A 19,296-nucleotide genomic window follows, 5' to 3' on the forward strand; every position below is an offset into this window, starting at 1 on the left:
AGTTCCGTTCAACCATCGCTTGAAACCAACACCAGAGATAAACGTCCCAGGCAAAGCAGCTTGCCTGGGACGATGAGAACAGGATGACAGACTTACCGCAAGCTGTGAAGCCACCATCACCGAAACGGCGCGCCAGTCAATTCAAGTCACTCTCTCTCAAACTCTACCGCATTACCATCCTGGTTCTCATTGTCTGTCTCATCAGGGACTACTTTGTGCGACTGCGCGTGCAGGGTAAGGCCCCCATCGAACTGCGGGAAGTTCAGAAATTCATTCCCGCCGCTCATTCACTGCAAGTCGATCATTCGGAACGGATGGGGCTGTTTGTACTGGATGAAAAACAGAGAACTGTTGGGTACGCCATCCGCACTTCGCCTGTCTCCGACGACATTATCGGCTATTGCGGCCCCTCAGACACCTTGATCGTATTTAACTCGCAGACAGACCACATCGTCGGCATCTCAATCCGCAGCAGTGGAGACACTACATCTCACGTGAATGATGTCCGTCAGAATGAGTACTGGATGAACCTCTGGAAAGATTATGGCTGGAATCAAATCGCCGCGCTCGACCTCCAGTCCGGGGAGATCGAAGGTGTTTCCGGCGCCACCATGACCAGTATGGGCATCGCGCATGCCATCGCACATCGAATTCGCTCCTCCGAACAGCAGATTCAGGCAGATCCCCCCTTTCTCTTCCGTGCAAAAGATGCAACCATTATTGCGTTTTGTATCGGTGCTTGCCTGATTACCTTCACGAGGCTCAAGCGGATTCACTGGTTGCGAAAGTTGTATAAGCTCGTCGCCATGATTTATCTGGGTTTCTGGACCGGAGATCTGCTGGCGGAATCACTGTTTGCCGGCTGGGCCCGGTATACGGTTCCCTGGAGAACAGTCTTCGGCCTGGTTGTATTGGCCGCAGTGGCCGTGCTCATTCCCTGGACAACCCGACGCAATGTGTACTGCCAGAGCATCTGCCCGCATGGGACCGCACAGGAATTTCTGGGAAGAGTACTCCCCGCGCGGTCCAAATGGAAAATCAGACCGGATATCAAACGGGCACTGCGGTGGATCCCCGCTTTATTGATCGGACTGATTCTCACGATTCTGTTTTTAAGAATCCCCGTGGATCTGGCAGAACTGGAAGCCTTTGATGCCTATCTGCTGGCATCCGCGGGAATCGCTTCGATCGTGCTTGCAGTCGCAGGACTCATTGCATCCCTGTTTGTCCCACAGGCTTACTGTCACTATGGCTGCCCCACAGGTGCCATTTTTGAATTTGTCCGCTCCCATGGCAGGGCAGATCGTTTCGGCCGAAGTGATCTGGTGGCCGGCCTGCTTCTGATTCTGGCGATTGTTTTAAACCAATACGCTGATCAATTACAGCTGTTACTGCTGCAATGATGCTGATTTGTTTTCAGAGCGATGCACATTTTAACCATCGCATCTTTCAGTGTAGTTTACTCGGTCCAACTGGCCCGGGAGACGCTGCAGTAAAACTAGACACTGCCTAGCTGGTGGCATCATCCTGAATCTGCTGCCTGATCAGTGATTTACTGATCACATTCACCAGTTTTTGAGGCTTGTAAGGCTTCTTCAGGAAATGAACGATCTCGGATCCCTGCATCTGTTCTGAAATATCTGTCTCACTCAGGCCGCTGGTCAGAATCACTGGAATATCAATCCCCTTCTTGCGGAGCAGTTCAAACGTTTCGACGCCACTTAATCCTGGCATGGTCATATCCAGGAGTACTGCGCTGATTTCATCACGATGCTTCTGGTAGAGTTCTACGCCTTCACTTCCCGAAAAAGCAGTCAGCACGGAAAAACCATACCGTTTCAATACTCGATTAACGACATTACATACAGCACTGTCATCATCAATGACCAGAATGGAACCAGCTTCTACAGGTAAAATATTTTCGCCACTGCCCTCATCGTCAGCATCGGTAGAAGCTTCGGCTGTCAGAGGTAAGATCACTCGGAAGCAGGAGCCTTGATCAATAATGGAGTTTACACGTAAACCTCCCTGATGTCCTCTGATAATTCCTGATACGCCCGCCAGTCCGAGCCCACGACCGGTAAATTTGGTGGTAAAAAACGGGTCAAACATTTTGGACTGGCAGTCAATATCCATACCGTTCCCGTTATCTTCCACTTCGAAATAGACAAACTTTCCGGGTGCCCCATTTTCACAGAAATAATATTCTGAAAATTCATTCTTCGCCAGTTGAGTGACGCCCGTGCGAATAGCGATTCTGCCTGATTCTGCCTGGTTTTGAATCGCTTCAGATGCATTCGTCAGCAGATTCAGAACCACCTGTTCGATCTGCCCGACATCGCCATGAATCATTAATTCTTCATCAGACAGATCCAGCTCAATATACGCATTCGGAGAAACAATCGATTTCATGATCTCCACAGTTTCCTGGATCACTCGATTTAAATTAAACGTCATTGAGGCGAAAGTACGTTGCCCGGAATAAGCCAGCAGCCGTTCGCAGATTTTTGCAGCATGACGCGCGGCCATTTCAATACTTTTCACATATGGATTCACTGGAGATTCTTCATCCAGTTCCATCAACACCAGATTCGTATTCCCCAGGATCGCCAGAAGCAGATTATTAAAGTCATGCGCGACTCCCCCTGCAAGGACTCCCAGGCTCTCCAGTTTCTGGGAATGCAGCATCTGTGCGTGAAGATGGTCTTTTTCTTCTTCAATCTGAATACGATCGGTGATATCCCGGATCACTTTGATATACCCGGTAATCTGGTTATCAGATCGCCTTAACGGGGTGACAATCGTTTCCCCCTGAAAACAGGAACCGTCGGCACGCACATACTCAACGATAAACGGTTTTAATACCCGGGTATTAGGAAACGACACCCGGTTGAATTGCTCTTCGTACTTACTGGAAGAAAAAATGAGTTCGCGCACCGGCCTGCCCAGTAGATCCGCCTCTTGACAACGAAAGTGGATCTGAATCGACTCATTACACATCACGATATGATGGCTGCGGTCCGTTACGATCATGGCATCGGTCACGGAATGGAAAATGGTCTGTAATAAAATCCGCTGCCGGTTCAACTGCTCAATTGTTTTCTTGCGAATCGTGACATCAATCGCCAGCCCGATACAACCAATAATTTCATCTTTTAAATTCCGTAAAGGCTCGATATGGATATCCAGGTAGGTATTTTCCAGCTGTTGTTCGAATCGAACTGATTCACCTTTCATGGTTCGCTGATGCATCGCGGCCATATTCGCAGACACTTCCTGCGATTTATGGAAATTTGAGATGCCTTTCCCCACGGTCTCGGCCGGTTGAATCCCCAACTGGTTCAGGCCTGCTCCTACGATCGATGTATATATATTATCCAGATCAGTCGTCCAGAGAATTGCGGGGATCTGGTCCATAATAATGCGGAGGCGGGCTTCACTCTCCAGGCGTATCTGCTGGGAACGCTTCAGATCATCAATATCAATATGGGTACCAATCATCTGTAGAGGATCTTTTTGTGGGCTGTAAGCTGAGATTCTGCCCCGTGTAAATACCCATTTCCATGCACCGTCTTTTTTCCTGATGCGAACCTCGACGTCATAAGAGTTCGCTTTACCTGATATGTAATCGTTAAGGGCTTTCACTGAAGTCATATAGTCATCAGGGTGAATCATTTGAGTCCACGCCTTATTGATTTCAGCCTCGATTTCTGCTGGATCCTTCAGATCCTGCAGTCTGGCAAACGAATCCGGAAATTCGCCGGGCTCATACCCCAGCATGGTATACCAGTGCTCATCGAAATGAACCTGGCCTGTCGTCAGATCGTATTCCCAGAAACCGATAGACGACCCCCGGGCTGCCATCGTAATTCTCAGTTCGCTTTCCTGCAGTTTTTTTTCCGCCTGCGCACGACTGAATTCAGCAGCTGCCCGGTATGTATAATTTCTGATGACTGGAAGCTTGCATAGATCTTCATAAACAGGACGGTCTCCCAGCAGCATCAGATGCCCCTGAACCTCTCCATCTTTGTCGATCATCGGGAGACTGAAATACGATTCAATTCCATTTATGACAAGAAATTCATCTTCAGGATACAGCCTGGTGATTCCTTCATGAATGGAATAGGGATCTCTTCCAAGAGCATGTTCACACGGAGTGCCAGCGACATCGTATTCAAAGTCAGGCCTTAACTCACCATCCAGATATATGCCAAAGGTTTTACACTTCGCACGCTGTTTATGGTGATGCTGAACCAGGCAGACACATTTCATCTTTAAAGCGCGAGATAATTCCTGTACCAGACGTTTAAAAAATTCATCGCCGGTGACATCACTGGTCGCTTGAGTTAATATTTTCAGTAATCGCTCATTTTGCCGTTGCGTAGAAATGCTGCTCAACAACCAGAGTTGTTGTTCCGGGTTATTCGGCAATTTGACTTCGCACAAATGCTGAACACCGTCAGGGTGTTGCAGCCAGATCTCGGACTGTCCGGATTCGCTGAAACCTGATTGAGGTTCCGCATTCGTCTCCTTCAGTTCAAACAGCCGCTCCAGATTCTGTTCGAACAATTCTGGATTTTCGTTCGAGTACCCTAATAACTCTTCGGAACGTTGATTAATGAAGAGCGTTTCTCCAGACCGATATACCACGCCCGCTGGAATACTTTCGATTATTAATTTAATAGATGCATTGTCAGAAACTTGCGGATAGGATTCATTTGTTGAATCCTGCGACTTTTGCGTAGTATCTATGCGGAACTGTTTAATATTCCCTCTCGTGGAAGCAAAGTGGTACTTCATACACTCAAATTCCCCGTAATCTACTGTTGCCCATAGTACCAGGTCATTTATTACAACCTCTTGCTTTGATTTGACATAGGTAGTCACATGCTACAAAATTAGAGTTTGGATCGATATACCAAAATTACAATCCCGAAAATTTGGTTCACAAAATTACCCTCAGGGTCTCCTGCCTTTTAAGTCCTAGAAGAAAGCCCACAACAGTGAAGATATCTATAAAAATTGCCCTGTGCCTGATCACAGCGTGCCTGGCGGCAGTATTACCAGAACAGGTCATCGCAGCCGACCAGAAACTGGAGTTGAAACCACACGATCATATTGTATTGATCGGCAATACGTTTCCGGAGCGCATGCAGGACGCAGGCTATTTTGAAACCCTGCTCCACAGTCGCTTCCCTGACAAGGAACTGGTCGTACGAAACCTGGGCTGGTCGGCTGATGAACTCACACTGCGCCCCCGCTCCAAAGACTTTCAGGACCACGGCCATAACCTCGAAGATCACAAAGCAGATGTGATCATTGCCTGCTTCGGGTTCAATGAATCTTTCGGTGGAAAATCAGGTCTCCCCAAATTTGAAGAGGACCTGAAAAACTTCATCGATACAACACTGGCCGCCAAATACAACGGCAAATCTCACCCGCAGCTGGTTCTTTTTTCTCCCATCGCCAATGAAAATCTGAATCGCCCCGGTCTGACGGATGGCAAGGAAAATAACGAACGCATCCAACTCTACACCGACGCGATGCGAAAAATCGCTAAAGAGAAAAATGTGATCTTTGTCGATCTTTTCACCCCCAGCAAAAAGCTGATGGAATCGGATGACCACCCTTTAACCTTCAATGGCATCCACCTGACTGATTACGGTTACCAGCAACTTGCCCCCGTCATCGATGAAGCGCTGTTCGGACCACGTGATACATCAGGCTCAACAGTAGACATGAAAAAACTCCGCGCGGAAGTTCTGGAGAAAAATAAACAGTTCTGGTACGACTATCGCGCCGTCAATGGCTACTATATTTACGGCGGTCGCAAAGAACCATTTGGAGTAGTCAACTTCCCCGCCGAGTTTGCCAAGCTCCGTAAAATGATCGCCAATCGCGACAAACGCATCTGGGCAGTGGCACAAGGCAAAAACGTCCCTGTAAAAATTGATGACAGTAACACGGGCGATTTCGCTGATATCAAAACCAATGTCAAAGATCCCGCGTCTATTAAAATCACGTCTCCGGAGGAATCGAAAAAACACTTTGAATTACCAGAAGGCTTCGAAATCAATCTGTTCGCTTCCGAAGTCGAGTTCCCCGATCTCAAAAACCCCGTGCAGTTCGCCTTCGACAGTAAAGGCCGCCTCTGGGTCTGCACAATGGCTTCCTATCCGATGTACCTGCCAGGCAAAGAAGTCGATGACAAAATTCTGATCCTCGAAGACACGAACGGCGACGGACGTGCCGATAAACAGACGATCTTCGCAGATGGCCTGCATCTGCCCACGGGAATTGAACTCGGAGATGGCGGAGTCTATGTCGCACAGCAACCAAACCTGGTCTTCCTGAAAGACACCGATGGCGATGATCACGCTGACTTTAAGGAAATCGTCCTGCATGGATTCGATTCCGCTGACTCCCATCACTCCATCAGCGCCTTTACCTGGGGTCCCGGTGGCGGACTTTACTTCCAGGAAGGAACGTTTCACCACAGTCAGGTCGAAACCCCCTATGGACCACAGCGAGTCAAGAATGCGGGTATCTTCCGCTATGAACCTCGAACCGAAAAAACGAGTATCTTTGTTTCATACAACTATGCCAATCCCTGGGGTCACGTCTTCGATCGCTGGGGACAGAACTTTGTCGCCGACGCGTCCGGCGGAGCCAATTACTTTGGAACCGCTTATTCAGGCGACGTGGATTACCCACGCAAGCATGCCGGCATGAAACACTTCCTGAAAAAACAATGGCGACCGACCGCCGGTTGTGAATTCGTTTCCAGCCGCCAGTTTCCTGATGAACTCCAGGGAAATTATCTGCTGAATAACTGCATCGGCTTTCATGGGGTGCTCCAGTACAAAATGAAAGAAGATGGTTCCGGCTTCGCCGCTGATCCGGTCGAACCACTGGTCAAATCGACCGACACCAACTTCCGACCTGTCGATCTGCAGTTCGGCCCCGATGGTGCATTATACCTGATTGACTGGTTCAACCCGCTCGTAGGGCACATGCAGCATTCCATCCGCGACCCCAACCGCGATGCACAACACGGACGTATCTGGCGTGTCACCTATTCGAAAAAACCGTTATTGAAAGATCCGAATATCGCAGACGCTTCCGTCCCGGAATTGCTCGATCTGCTGAAAACCTACGAGGACCAGGTTCGTTACCGGGTGCGTCGTGAACTACGTGTGCGTGACACCAATGAAGTCATCGCGGCACTCAATACATGGGTGGACAGCCTGGATCCCAAGGACGAAAACTATCAGCACAACCTGCTGGAAGCGCTCTGGGTCCGTCAGAGCCTGGACGTAGTTGATGTCGAATTTCTGAAAAAGATGCTGCAGTCACCCGAACCCAAAGCACGAGCCGCTGCCACGCGGGTCCTCTGTTACTGGCGCGATCGCGTTGATAACTCCCTGGACCTGCTGCAGGTTCAGATCAATGATGAAAACCCACGGGTTCGGCTGGAAGCCATTCGTGCACTCAGCTTTTACCACGATCCCCGCGCACTTGAGATCGCTGTGGAATCGCTGATTCATCCGCAGGATTACTACCTGGAGTACGCATTGAAAGAAACGATGGATACCCTCGAAAAACGTCTGGAAGCTAAATAGTTTTTCGAGTCACACCTGAAGGAATCAGCAACCATCCCGGAGTCAAAACGTGCTCCGGGATGGTTTCCCTCGCCTGAATTTCCTTTGATGCCAGGCCATCTGACAGCCTGTCATATTTTCACACTTTATGCAGAGTTAGTTACATAATGAGAATTCGATCCCGTATTTTTTCCGCCTTGACCCTTTCAGTGATCACTTTGTTCCTGAACCTGGCTGTTCAAAGTCCAGCCACAGCCCAGAGCAGCGTCTCCCCTATGATGAAGCTCCTCAAGAGTGGCCGCGTCCCGGCATCTCGTCAGGGAACAATCATCGAACTGATCTGCCGCAAAGGAAATCCGGAAGAACTCGGCTTCATCTGGGAGCAGATCGTCAACGATAAGTTCCAGGGCGAAGTGAAAGAGAAATCGCTGATCGCTTTGAAAGAGGCGTTTCAGAATCGAAAAATCAAACCCACCGGTTCCCTGGCTGACATCAGCAAACTGATCGATGCCAAACCCCCGGTTAACCAGATCGCGATTGAACTGGCAGGTTTATGGAAAGTCTCCGGAGCAGCAGCCAAATTACAGGAACTGGCACTCTCTGCCAAAACCGATGAGAAATTAAGACTGGCCGCCATCGATGCACTTGTTTCCATCGGCGGACCTGAGAGCATCAAAGCCATGCAGAAACTCACTCAGGAAAACTCCCCCGCCGACATCCGCTACCTGGGTGCAGCCGCCCTGGTCACCCTTGATCTCAAGCAGGCAATCACCGCAGGCATCAAAATCATGTCAACTTCCAAGGAAGGCGACCCAACCCCGTTCATTGAAGCAATCCTCGATACCCAGGGCGCCGCTGATCAACTCGCAGCCGCGCTTTCCACACAAAAAGTACCGGAAGATGTCGCCAAGAAAAAACTCCGTTACATGTACTCTGTAGGCCGTAGCGATAAAGCACTGAGCGATGCCCTCAGTAAAGCAGCCGGCATGTCAGGCGAAGATAAAAAACTCACCGAAGAAGAATTCAAACAACTCCTCACCGATGTCATCGCCAAAGGGAATGCGGAACGAGGCGAGCAGATTTTCCGCCGCGCCGATTTGAGCTGCTTGAAATGCCACTCTGTCAGTAAAGCAGGAGGTGAAGTCGGCCCTGATCTCAGCCCCATCGGCGCCAGCTCCCCCGTCGATTACCTGGTTCGTTCCATTCTCTACCCCAACCAGGCAGTCAAAGAAGCGTACCAGACCTATGTGATCGTCACCATCGAAGGTAAAATCATTCGCGGTATCATTGTCGATCGCAACGAGGAGCGTGTGATCCTCAAAGACGCCAATGGTAAAGAAATCGTCATTCCCGTTGTTGACATCGATGATGAAGCCGAAGGGGGCTCCCTCATGCCCCAGGGGCTCACCAAATTCCTGACACGCGATGAACTGCTTGATCTTGTCAAATACCTGTCCGTACTGGGCAAACCGGGTCCGTATGCGATCCGTTCCAAACCGACTATTCAGCGCTGGCTGGCCATGCGGGAGATCCCCAACCTGTTACTGACCAATCAAAACCCGGACGAAGAACTGTTCGAAGAGCATATCCTGCGGGCACCGACCACTGCATTTGTTCCCCAGTATGCGATGGTGGCAGGTTTGCTTCCCTTCGAAGAACTCAAGAGTCTGAGCACCGACTCGCAGGTTCTGCTGCAGGCCGAACTGGATGTCACTGAGGCGGGTACCGTTGGCATTCGCGTCAATTCCGCTCAGGAAACGCGCATCTGGATCGATTCACAGCGTCTGAAATCACAGCCGGAAAATGAGGTGGAACTGTCGAAAGGCATCCATAAACTGACGCTGCTGATCGATCTTTCCAACCGGAGTGAGCAAGGCGTGCAGGCTGAATTCTTCAAACCAGCCGGCTCGAAAGCATCATTCACCGTGGTTGGCGGAAAGTAATCGCGGTTCGCTATGCCCCTACAGCGTCGGCTTAGGGGCTTCAATCGCTTCGTCCTGTTCGGCAGTCGCATCCGGTACATATGGATGCGTCTTCTGCCATTCTTTCCAGAACGTGGCGGCATGCGTATTCCTCCACAGTGCCAGTGCATTGCCAACATGGCTGTAGAAAGTATATTTCTGCAGAATTTTTTCTTCTGTGTGCGAAGTGGTATTCTTAATCACCCATTTGGCTGCTTTCACAATCTGCTCATGCGGAGGATGCAGTTCTTTCGGAGCGATCGCCAGCCATTCCAGATGATGACCCGTAGCAATCACATTTTTGTATTCGGGAATGACTTCTGTACTGGTCAATGCCGCCTTGCCTTCCATCCAGTTGGCAGGCCAGTGCCCATCTTCATGCTGACACACACTGATCAGGTCCCGCACCTGCTCCAGGTAGGCGTATGCTTCTGCTCGTGCAGCATCAGACAGAATATCGAACTCGTCATCCAGGCGAATCAGCAGCATCAGGGAGTAAACCCGGTGGGTTCCCACACAAACGCCATACTTCTTATGTCCGCGAATCAGTCGTCGTGTCAGTTGGTCGAACGAAACAGTCCGACCATCGGTCGTCTGCCACTCTTTGACAGGAGAAATCCACAAGCCAAACGCCATCGCCGACCATTCGATTTCCCGTTCATCCAGACGAAAGTCACGCAATGACTGTTGAATGACATCATTGATATCCATATTACGTCGGGCCGGAGCAAATACGGGGGCATCCCGATGAATGCCTGCTTCCGTCAATGACGCCAGCCAGTGATCGTGGTGGACCGAGCCTCCTACCTGGCTGCCCCAACGAATCGAAATCCCATTGGGCTGATCAATCAGCAGCGGGGATGCTTCATCACCCCACGATGCCAGGTAGCGGCCATGATCGGTCAGGAAATCACACATTTCGGCTCCCGAGACGACACTCGGATCCTGAAACGTGGAATGAATACTCCAGGTACGTAAAGCATGTTCGACATGATTCGGCTTCAGATGTTTTCGTGGAAACTTGGGTCGAACCTGTTTCAGCACCGCCGCCAGTTCTTCATCGGTCACCACGGAGGGATCGTCATACAAAGGTGAAATCCGCAGAGGCACTTCCCGCTCGATTTTCACTTCCGGGTAATAAGTTTGATCCAGAAACGTACTGTTGAATGCCTGGCGGGTATCACGTGAGCCCAGTGTATAGGCTCCGCAAAAAGCGATAACCACCAGAACCTGAACTGCAATCATGGTTTTCGATGACAACTTGCGTGATTTCATGACAGATCTCTATATAGATTGAAATTTAGAACGATTTGATTTGTGTATAATTCTTTGTTGTCGTTTATTAGATCGGTTTGTTTCGTATCAGTACGACACTACGATCATCTTTATACCCTACGCGCCACGCTCCCCCTCGTTCCAGACGACGCATCAGGGTATTTCGTCTGGGTAAATCAAGAACTACCGTATTCACTCCATAACGCTCCAGCAGTTCTTCCGCATCACCCGATGAGTTCACGATTCTCAAGTAGTGTTCCCAGACTTCGCGAGGCAGCAGATGCACATGCGAGTCTGCAAAAACAGAGGCCTGCTCCGGGCCATCCCAGAGCAGGTAGTCTCCCAGTTCCATGGCATTAAACAGCTGGCCTTCAATTTTCTTTTCCTTGAGATAATCGGCAGCACCAATGGGAGTCGAAGCAGAGACACTCTTTTCAAAGTCAACCTGTTTTCCGTGCAGAATCTGTGAACCAATCGGAGTAATCGCAAAACAGATCCAGACCATCCCCACAGAAACAACAGTCCATTTCCCGGCACAATACACTCCTTCTGCCTCGGGATCAGCCAGTTGTTTGAGTTTCTGTCCCCAAATCGCAGCACCATGCAGCGCCAGGTAATAGGCGGCGATGGGAGCCCACCAGAGTAGCATCCGCGAACTCCACAAGGCGGCCACTCCCAGCCCCACCAGCAGCAGAACTTCTGCAGTACTAATGCGGCGTGGGGTAAATCGGCTGGCGATCACCAGCAGCAATGCCAGTACAGCCGCTGTTTTCCCCTGGAACATTCGCAGAGTCAGAGGATTCCATTCAATAAGGGCCTCCAGATTGGGGTTGGAAGAAAAACTGAAGACTTCTGAATATAATTGAATACCGTAAGGATTAAACAGGACCGCTACGGCTGAGAGTTCCAGCAGCAGGAAATAACGACGCGTAACACTGTCGCTGAACATCGCTTTCCAGGAACCGGCCTTCCGGCCTACATCGATTGCGCGCCCCACCAGCAGACAGCCAATCAAACCCAGTCCCACCGGGAAGGATCCATGCAGATTCGCCCATAATGCAAATACCGCGGGAATCAAAAACCAGTAATACTTGCGCCATTGGCGGGCGTTCAATAATGTAAACAGCAGCACAAAGCAGAGCAGACCTGCCAGTTGAGGTCGTACGATCCCCAGTTGTTTCCAGTCGCTTATCAAAAAAGCAGATATGCAAACCAGCCCCCACCAGAAACTGGTGGTCCGCTTTTGCACGCGGAACAGCAACAGGCCCAGGCAGGCAGTAATCGCAGCGGCATACAACAGTTTAATTCCTGCAACACCGAAGATTTCAAATGTCTGAAAGGCAAAGATCTGCGACAGCCAGGCGGTATCAATAAACGGTACCCCTGACGACAATGGAACCAGCGGTTCCAGCGCAGGAATGCTGCCGGTCTCCCAGATCAGCTGACCATATGTCAAATGCCCCCAGATATCGGTATGCCAGAGCGGCATTGAACAGAACAACACAAAGGACAGGGAGAGTACACAGACCGTGAAGAACGTGAACCGCGAGACACGCAGTGCTTCTGGAAAGCGATCAACCAGGACCGCATCTTCAGTCTGCTCTTCGTCAGGATTCTGATTTTTGGAGTCGTTTTGGTTTTCCAAAGCTGTAGCCATAATAAACAGATCGATATGAAAGAGGGATTGTTTACATCATATGCTGTCCGGTAAGGCCAAACGAGAGAGATCAACAGATTCGTATTTCTCTCCGCGAAAAACCCTGTAGCGCAGCATCACAGCAGATTTGTTTACGTAAAGAGTAGGTCAGGTAAAGCAGTCGCGGAAAACTGTCTTGCGGGAATCAGGGATGTCGCTAAAAAACGACATCCAAAGTTGACCTTAACAGCAGATATACTGATTTTACCGATTTCAGGAGTTGCCCGGATTAATTAATAAGATCAATTAAACGGTCCAGCTGGAGTACATCACACTTAACTAGAGTGTCTGTCAAATTATTACACTCGGTCTAAATGATTCTTGTGACACTACGGTAAAGCTGGAAACAGTCTAAAGCGTCACTCCCTCCATCGCACTCTGAGGAGATCCGGGATCAACGGGAGGCGCAGACAGATCGCGTGGCTGGGGAGCCACACGGCGATCCGTTTCTCTCAGAAACAGAAACTCATTCCCGGATTGACCTGGCTTTGGTAAAGGCACATCAGCTGACGCCACTGCCGACTGATCCAGTTGGAACCGCTCCAGCCAGGCATCGGATTCATCGCCGAAAACATCTGTGACGATCGCGAGCGCTTTCTGCTTCTGCTGTTCCGAATTGAACTGTTTCCAGATCAATCGCGTAATCTCGACCCCTTTATCATAGGAACGATTGCGTTGCAGCGATCGCAGCATAATCTCCCACGAATGAAGCGGTACTTCTTCTGTTCGAAACAGACTGAGTGCCAGTTCTGCCCCGATTTTCGGTTCACCAGGAGACAGTTCCATCCCCTTCTTCAGATAGGCAATCTTCTGCTCGAGATCATTTTCATGCCGCGCCAGGTACCAGTAATACTTACCATTCCAGAATGGATGAGATACCAGATAGGTACCGGGGATAATCAAAACCTGCGACAACACAAACAGAAATCGGAGTGTTCCTGCAAAGCGGGAGCGATTGATGAGAACAGCCCCTGCCAGGATTCCGTAGACAAATCCGGTAACGTGGGCGGCATTCGCAATATTCATAATACCGAAATGTGTTAAAATAAAACACAAAATCAGCCAGCCCAGTCCCCAGTTGATTTCACGCTCAGTAAATACTTCTGCGATTTCAGGGTGAATGCGGCGGAGCAGCATCAGCAACCCGAACATCGCGAAAGCGCCTCCCGATAAACCAACGGGATAATGTTCCAGAAAATATTCCGGCAGCAAGGAAACATAGGTCGCCAGTAACAGGAACGCAGCGTAAACCCAATGCTTCATCACAGGTTCAATCAGTCGGCCGAAAAATCCGATCGCTAGGCAGTTAAACAGCAGATGCAACACATCGCCATGATGAAAGCCGCTGATCAGAATGCGCCACCATTCTCCCGACCACAGATCGAAGGGCCCCCCGGTCGGATATTCTTTCTCTTCAACCAGGGGATGATCGTATACAAAAACAAGGGGCTGGACAGCACCTAATTTCCACAGCGCATCGTCAAAACTCCCCTCATGGGAGATACCATGATCGACTCTGTAAATCTGTACCGCCAGAAACAACCCGACTGCACAGGCAATATAAGCCGCAGTGACAGGATATTTTGAACAGGCTCTGAACAGGGAATGAAACATGAAAAACGATTGATCATGACGGGAAAATGAGTAACTGACACTGAAAGAATAGCTGATTTACAAAGCTTTGACACCCGTAATCCTATTCCACCCCGGCGAACTTCATCAAAAAAAGATCCCTCTTTCCTGATCTGCCGATTTTCGCTAAAAAACGCCTGTTCGTTTCAATACCCGGTGCTTGAGCTCGCAATGATCCATACTGGTATTCGTAGAATTCCGTGGTCGATTCTCTGCTGCATCCTGATTCTGATGGGATGCGGTCTGGCAGGCATTGCGCGCGGAGATGAACTGGTCGGCCAGGGAAATTACTTCCAGAAACAGTGTATCTGGATCCTGATCTCGCTGACCGCCCTGTGTGGGACGATCCTGTTTCCTTACCGCAATCTGCGCGGCATCAGCTATCCTCTCTTTCTAGGTACGCTGCTCTTCCTGATCGCCGTCTTTTTTATTCCCGCGGTCAACGGATCCCGTCGCTGGATCCCACTCGGATTTTTCAAGTTCCAACCTTCCGAACTCGCGAAGATCACCTATATCCTCGCTCTCGCACATTACCTGATGTATCGCAAGAACTATCGACGGATTCCGGGACTGATTGTTCCCTTTATCCTGACCTGCGTTCCCGTATTTCTGATTCTGCGCGAACCAGACCTGGGAACATCGCTCCTCTTCTTTCCCATTCTGTTTGCCATGCTGTTTTCCGCGGGAGCACGTCCCCGACATCTGGTCACCATCGTGATCCTGGGAATCTGCACACTCCCCCTGCTCTGGCTGCAGATGAACCCGGAACAGAAATCACGTATCGTCGCGTTGTTCACACAACAGGATGGAGGCGAGTTACCCAAAGGTGACGGCTACCATCTCTACCAGTCCAAGCAGATGCTGGCACTGGGGGGTGTCTGGGGGAGTGAAATCGCCGGCATGCCTGTCGACGATCCCGCTGCGTACCACCTTCCCGCGGGACGAACCGATTTCATTTTCTGCCTGGTCGGCGAACGCTTCGGCATGATGGGCTGCCTGTTTACCGTCCTGGTCTTTGCTGCGCTCTATATTCGCGGTCTCCAGATCGCTACGGCGACCCGTGAACCATTCGGGCGTCTCGTCGCTGTCGGTATCGTGACACTCCTGGCTTCACAGACGATAATTAATACCGGCATGACCGTCGGACTGATGCCTATCACCGGGATGACGCTCCCCCTGATGAGTTACGGGGGGACCAGTATGCTCAGTACCTGCCTGGCGCTGGGACTGTTGATTAATATCTGCATGCACCCCGGTTACGAAATGAACGCCGAACCATTTCGCTTTTAGAACTCTCTTCTGTATGACTGCTTCTGCAGATCTGCTCGGAACAGTTCGATTTCGTTTTGTACACATTCCCGCACGCTGAGAAACAGCTACAATATTCACTCAAGTACGCTGATTTTTTTCAGCGTACGATCTGAATTTGTAATCAGTAAGAAACACGCATGACCAAAGCAGCCCCCGATTTATCCGCGGCCCGAACCCGAATCCAGGCGATTTATTCCCCTGAGTTACTGGAGACGGCCAGCCAGACTTTAAGTGAATTACTCACAAACCATGCCCGTTCCCTGCAACTTGAGACAACAAACGTTCTCAACTGGGCGCACCCTGTCGACAACTTCAAAGCAGCACTGCAGCAACTCAACCAGGCCCCTGGGAAGAATGCGGGGGAATTGGATATCCCTCAGTCTGTCGCCGCTTTTCGTCAACTCGCTCAGACCATGCTGGACCGGGGACATAACCTGCAGAATCCCCGTTATATCGGTCATCAGGTCCCCGCTTCTCTCCCCCTCGCTGGTCTGTTCGAAGCCATTGTCTCCGTGACCAATCAGGTGATGGCCGTCTATGAAATGGGGCCCTGGGCCACTGCCGTCGAACTGGCTCTGATTGAATCACTGGGACGTGAAATCGGTTTCACCCCAGGTACATTCGCCGGCCTGGTGACTCATGGAGGTTCGCTGGCAAATCTGACAGGACTACTGGCAGCCCGCAATCTGAAATGCCCTGAGCTCTGGTCACAGGGACCGCAGGCAAAACTGGATGCAGCCCCCGTGATCCTGGTCTCCAGCGATGCACACTACAGCGTCACCCGGTCCGCAGGCATACTAGGCATCGGAGCAGACAATATTATCAAGGTCCCCCTGGATGAACGGCGGAAAATGAATCCTGCTGCGCTCCAGCAACTGATTCTCACCTGCCAGGCAGAAAACAAAACCATCATCGCCGTCGTCGCCTGTGCCTGTGCCACGCCGATTGGTGCATTTGATCCTTTGAATGAAATCGCTGATCTGTGTGAACAGCATGATCTCTGGCTGCACGTCGACGCCGCGCATGGCGGCCCTACCTGTTTCTCACAGCAGCATCAACATTTAACTGCCGGTCTGCACCGGGCTGACAGCGTAGTCTTCGATGCCCACAAGATGATGTTCATGCCCGCCCTCAGCGCATTTCTGTTTTACAAAAATAAAGCGTATCAGTTCTCAGCCTTCCAGCAGCAGGCCGCTTACCTGTTCGATCCCTCTGCCCCTGAAATCGCGGAATACGATATCGGCCTGCGGACCATCGAATGTACCAAGCGTGCCAACAGCTACGCACTCTGGGGGATCTGGTCACTGTTTGGCAAAAATCTGTTTGCTGATCTCGTCGATATCACCTTTGCCACCACCCGGACATTTTATGATTTGCTCCAGCAGGCATCCGATTTTACACCGCTTCACGAACCGGAATGCAACATCGTCGTCTTCCGCTATCAGTCCGACTGGCTCAATGCCCTGTCGAGGGAACAGCAGAACCTGTTCCATTTCAAGCTGAGACGGCAGTTGATTGAATCCGGAGAATTTTATATTGTGCATTCCGTGATTAATGAACAGGCGGCATTCCGAATCACTGTCATGAATCCCCTGACAACAGAAGTGCAGTTGAATCAGTTATTAAACACGATTCGACACCGGGCGGATGAACTGCAAAAGACGTTTGACGCCCCGCCACTGGTCGATCATTGTGAACAGACTTGACAATTCAGAGTCAGATCGAAAGAATCACCGCTCAGAAAAGACAAGACCACCAACTCTTGTTATAATATGATCACTAACCTTTGACGAAATGTGTTGCGTTTGAAATAGCCAGTTGGCGAATTCAGATTCGAAATGGAGAAGCGAGATTATGAGCGGCCCGATTGTTCGAACAGGTACCACTCCCAAGTTCTGGGAAAATTACGACAAGATCTTCGGCGATCCAGCCAAAAAAGGCACCAAAAAGAAAGCAGCTGCCAAAAAAAGTACAAAGAAAAAAGCGGCTAAAAAAACCGCAGGAAAAGCTACCGCTGCAAAAACTTCTGCCAAAAAAGTAGCCGCTCCCAAAGCGGCGGCCAAAAAAACAGCAAAGAAGAAAACGAAGAAAAAATAAACTGGATTCCGGAACAGACTACCAGATACTGATCCGGCAGGCGCTATTCCGGTTAACGTCTGATGGCTAAACAAGGTGCTCAAGTTCAGTGACCTCTGAATCCACAGCGACGAAGATACCGGCTCCAGCCATACTCATGATAATATTAATCGGCGGATCGTTTGCCGCCGATTCTTTCATGCGGTTCCCGGTTCCCGGCACGAATGAACCGCACTACCTCACGAAGGCACGTCATTACTGGAATCCACAGTGGTGCGCCGATGACTTCTTTCTTGAATCATCCAACGCGCATCTCTTTTTATTCCAGACTGTCGGCGCGGTCACACAGGTTCTGTCGTTTCCGTTGACAGCAGTGCTGGGCAGAATTGCAGGGTTCCTGCTGCTGGCAATTGGCTGGTATCGTCTGATCAACATTTTGTGTCCCGGGTTCTGGGCCCCTTTAATCACGGCCTGGTTCTATCTCGCGCTCGCAGCGATCGGGAACTTCTCCGGGGAATGGATCATTGGCGGAATTGAATCGAAAGTCTTCGCATATGGTTTCCTTTTTCTGGCACTTGCGAATGCCTGTGAGCAAAACTGGAACCGTGCCGGAATCTATGCCGGACTGACCATCACCTGGCATCCAGTCGTTGGAGTCTGGTCACTGGCCTGCAGTCTGTTTGCACTGGCCTGCCTGGCTTTTTTCAACAGAAAGAACCTGGATCGCAAAACACTGGTCCATTCACTCAAAGCCGCGATACCTGCCTTAGGTTGCCTCCTGCTCTGTTCGCTGCCCGGGCTGGTCCCCTCCCTGGCGTTACTGATGCAAGGGGACCCCAAAGACAGTTTCGCTGCCAATTATATCCAGGTATTTTATCGACTGAAGCACCACCTTGATCCCATGGATTTCAATCTCTTCAGCTACCTGATGTATGCGGTTCTGCTGGTGACCTGGCTGTTTCTGGCGCGTAAGGAAAGCCCGTCGTTTACCAGTCGCTTCTTTCAGTTTTTTATCATCGGCACTGTAGGACTGGCGTGCATCGGAATTCTGCTGGGTGCCGGCCCCCGACCTGCCAGCGAAATGCCCTATTATGCATTTCGCATGTCGCTGCTCAAATTCTATCCCTTTCGTCTGTTCGACGCCTTACTCCCGCTGGCATTCTCCGTGGCCATATTTCATCTGATCCAGCAATATTTGAACGTTGATTCAGAACAGAAAACCACACCAGCCTGGCTGCCTCCAGCTTTACGTAAAACGATTCTGGCAGTTCTCTGCCTGGGAATCTTTTCAGGCACACTTTATTCCGCCTGGAACCACCCGCCGATTCACAAGATGACTCCCGCGCAGCGGGCTGACTGGATCGACGCCTGTGAATGGATTCGAGATCATACGCCGGAAGAATCACTCTTTCTAACCCCGGCACATGCAACCGATTTTAAATGGTATGCCCAGCGTCCCGAATATGTGACCTATAAAGACTGCCCCCAGGACGCGAGCGGCATTGTAGAATGGAATCGACGCCTTAAATACCTACGAAAATGGGGCCAGGAATACTATAATGAGGGCTTCGATGATCGTGCCTTACAGGCATTGCAGCAGAAGACCGGCATTACGTATCTGCTGGTAAAACGTCTGGGCCCCTTTACAACCATCGACCCGATCTATCAGAATCGTACTTATAAAGTCTACCAACTTCCCTGACCTCCTGCCTTTGACTGGTTTACTGATGAAAGCAATAGACTC

The 19,296-nt window shown here is 50.3% G+C and carries 11 protein-coding genes; 7 read left to right on the plus strand and 4 right to left on the minus strand.

Annotated features, from left to right (window positions below):
- Positions 1 to 83: 83 nt before the first annotated feature.
- The gene (locus GmarT_RS17285; RefSeq protein WP_002645145.1) at positions 84 to 1,403 is read left to right on the plus strand and encodes an FMN-binding protein; all 1,320 of its coding nucleotides are present in this window, start codon (positions 84 to 86) and stop codon (positions 1,401 to 1,403) included.
- Between the two features lie 106 nt (positions 1,404 to 1,509).
- Here the strand turns inward: GmarT_RS17285 and GmarT_RS17290 are convergent, their stop codons facing one another.
- Positions 1,510 to 4,800 (minus strand): hybrid sensor histidine kinase/response regulator, encoded by a 3,291-nt coding sequence (locus GmarT_RS17290; RefSeq protein WP_002645144.1) that lies wholly within the window; start codon positions 4,798 to 4,800, stop codon positions 1,510 to 1,512.
- A 203-nt stretch (positions 4,801 to 5,003) separates the two neighbouring features.
- Between GmarT_RS17290 and GmarT_RS17295 the strand changes: the two genes are divergently transcribed.
- The gene (locus GmarT_RS17295) at positions 5,004 to 7,622 is read left to right on the plus strand and encodes a PVC-type heme-binding CxxCH protein (protein ID WP_002645143.1); all 2,619 of its coding nucleotides are present in this window, start codon (positions 5,004 to 5,006) and stop codon (positions 7,620 to 7,622) included.
- Between the two features lie 254 nt (positions 7,623 to 7,876).
- Positions 7,877 to 9,544, plus strand: a complete 1,668-nt coding sequence (locus tag GmarT_RS17300) for a HEAT repeat domain-containing protein (RefSeq protein ID WP_157158917.1) — start codon at positions 7,877 to 7,879, stop codon at positions 9,542 to 9,544.
- An 18-nt stretch (positions 9,545 to 9,562) separates the two neighbouring features.
- Here the strand turns inward: GmarT_RS17300 and GmarT_RS17305 are convergent, their stop codons facing one another.
- The 3 genes from GmarT_RS17305 to GmarT_RS17315 form a co-directional block, all read right to left on the minus strand.
- Positions 9,563 to 10,837: a hypothetical protein gene (locus tag GmarT_RS17305; RefSeq protein ID WP_002645141.1), complete on the minus strand. Its 1,275-nt coding sequence runs from the start codon at positions 10,835 to 10,837 to the stop codon at positions 9,563 to 9,565.
- Positions 10,838 to 10,904: 67 nt separating this feature from the next.
- Positions 10,905 to 12,494 carry a hypothetical protein gene (locus GmarT_RS17310; RefSeq protein ID WP_002645140.1) on the minus strand — a complete coding sequence of 530 codons (1,590 nt, stop codon included), beginning with the start codon at positions 12,492 to 12,494 and terminating at the stop codon, positions 10,905 to 10,907.
- A gap of 390 nt (positions 12,495 to 12,884) precedes the next feature.
- Complete coding sequence (locus GmarT_RS17315) at positions 12,885 to 14,147, minus strand: rhomboid family intramembrane serine protease (RefSeq protein ID WP_002645139.1); 1,263 nt, start codon at positions 14,145 to 14,147, stop codon at positions 12,885 to 12,887.
- 189 nt (positions 14,148 to 14,336) lie between these two features.
- Between GmarT_RS17315 and GmarT_RS17320 the strand changes: the two genes are divergently transcribed.
- From GmarT_RS17320 to GmarT_RS17335, 4 genes are all read left to right on the plus strand, one after another.
- Positions 14,337 to 15,455, plus strand: coding sequence for an FtsW/RodA/SpoVE family cell cycle protein (locus tag GmarT_RS17320; protein WP_149303014.1), 1,119 nt, complete (start codon positions 14,337 to 14,339; stop codon positions 15,453 to 15,455).
- Positions 15,456 to 15,613: 158 nt separating this feature from the next.
- A complete protein-coding gene (locus tag GmarT_RS17325; protein WP_002645136.1) occupies positions 15,614 to 17,182 on the plus strand; it encodes a pyridoxal phosphate-dependent decarboxylase family protein in 1,569 nt (522 codons plus the stop codon).
- Between the two features lie 148 nt (positions 17,183 to 17,330).
- The gene (locus GmarT_RS29555) at positions 17,331 to 17,573 is read left to right on the plus strand and encodes a hypothetical protein (protein WP_002645135.1); all 243 of its coding nucleotides are present in this window, start codon (positions 17,331 to 17,333) and stop codon (positions 17,571 to 17,573) included.
- A 136-nt stretch (positions 17,574 to 17,709) separates the two neighbouring features.
- Positions 17,710 to 19,254, plus strand: a complete 1,545-nt coding sequence (locus tag GmarT_RS17335) for a DUF6798 domain-containing protein (protein WP_149303018.1) — start codon at positions 17,710 to 17,712, stop codon at positions 19,252 to 19,254.
- Positions 19,255 to 19,296: the final 42 nt, after the last annotated feature.

Origin of the sequence: Gimesia maris (genome assembly GCF_008298035.1) — a bacterium.
Lineage (GTDB): Bacteria > Planctomycetota > Planctomycetia > Planctomycetales > Planctomycetaceae > Gimesia > Gimesia maris.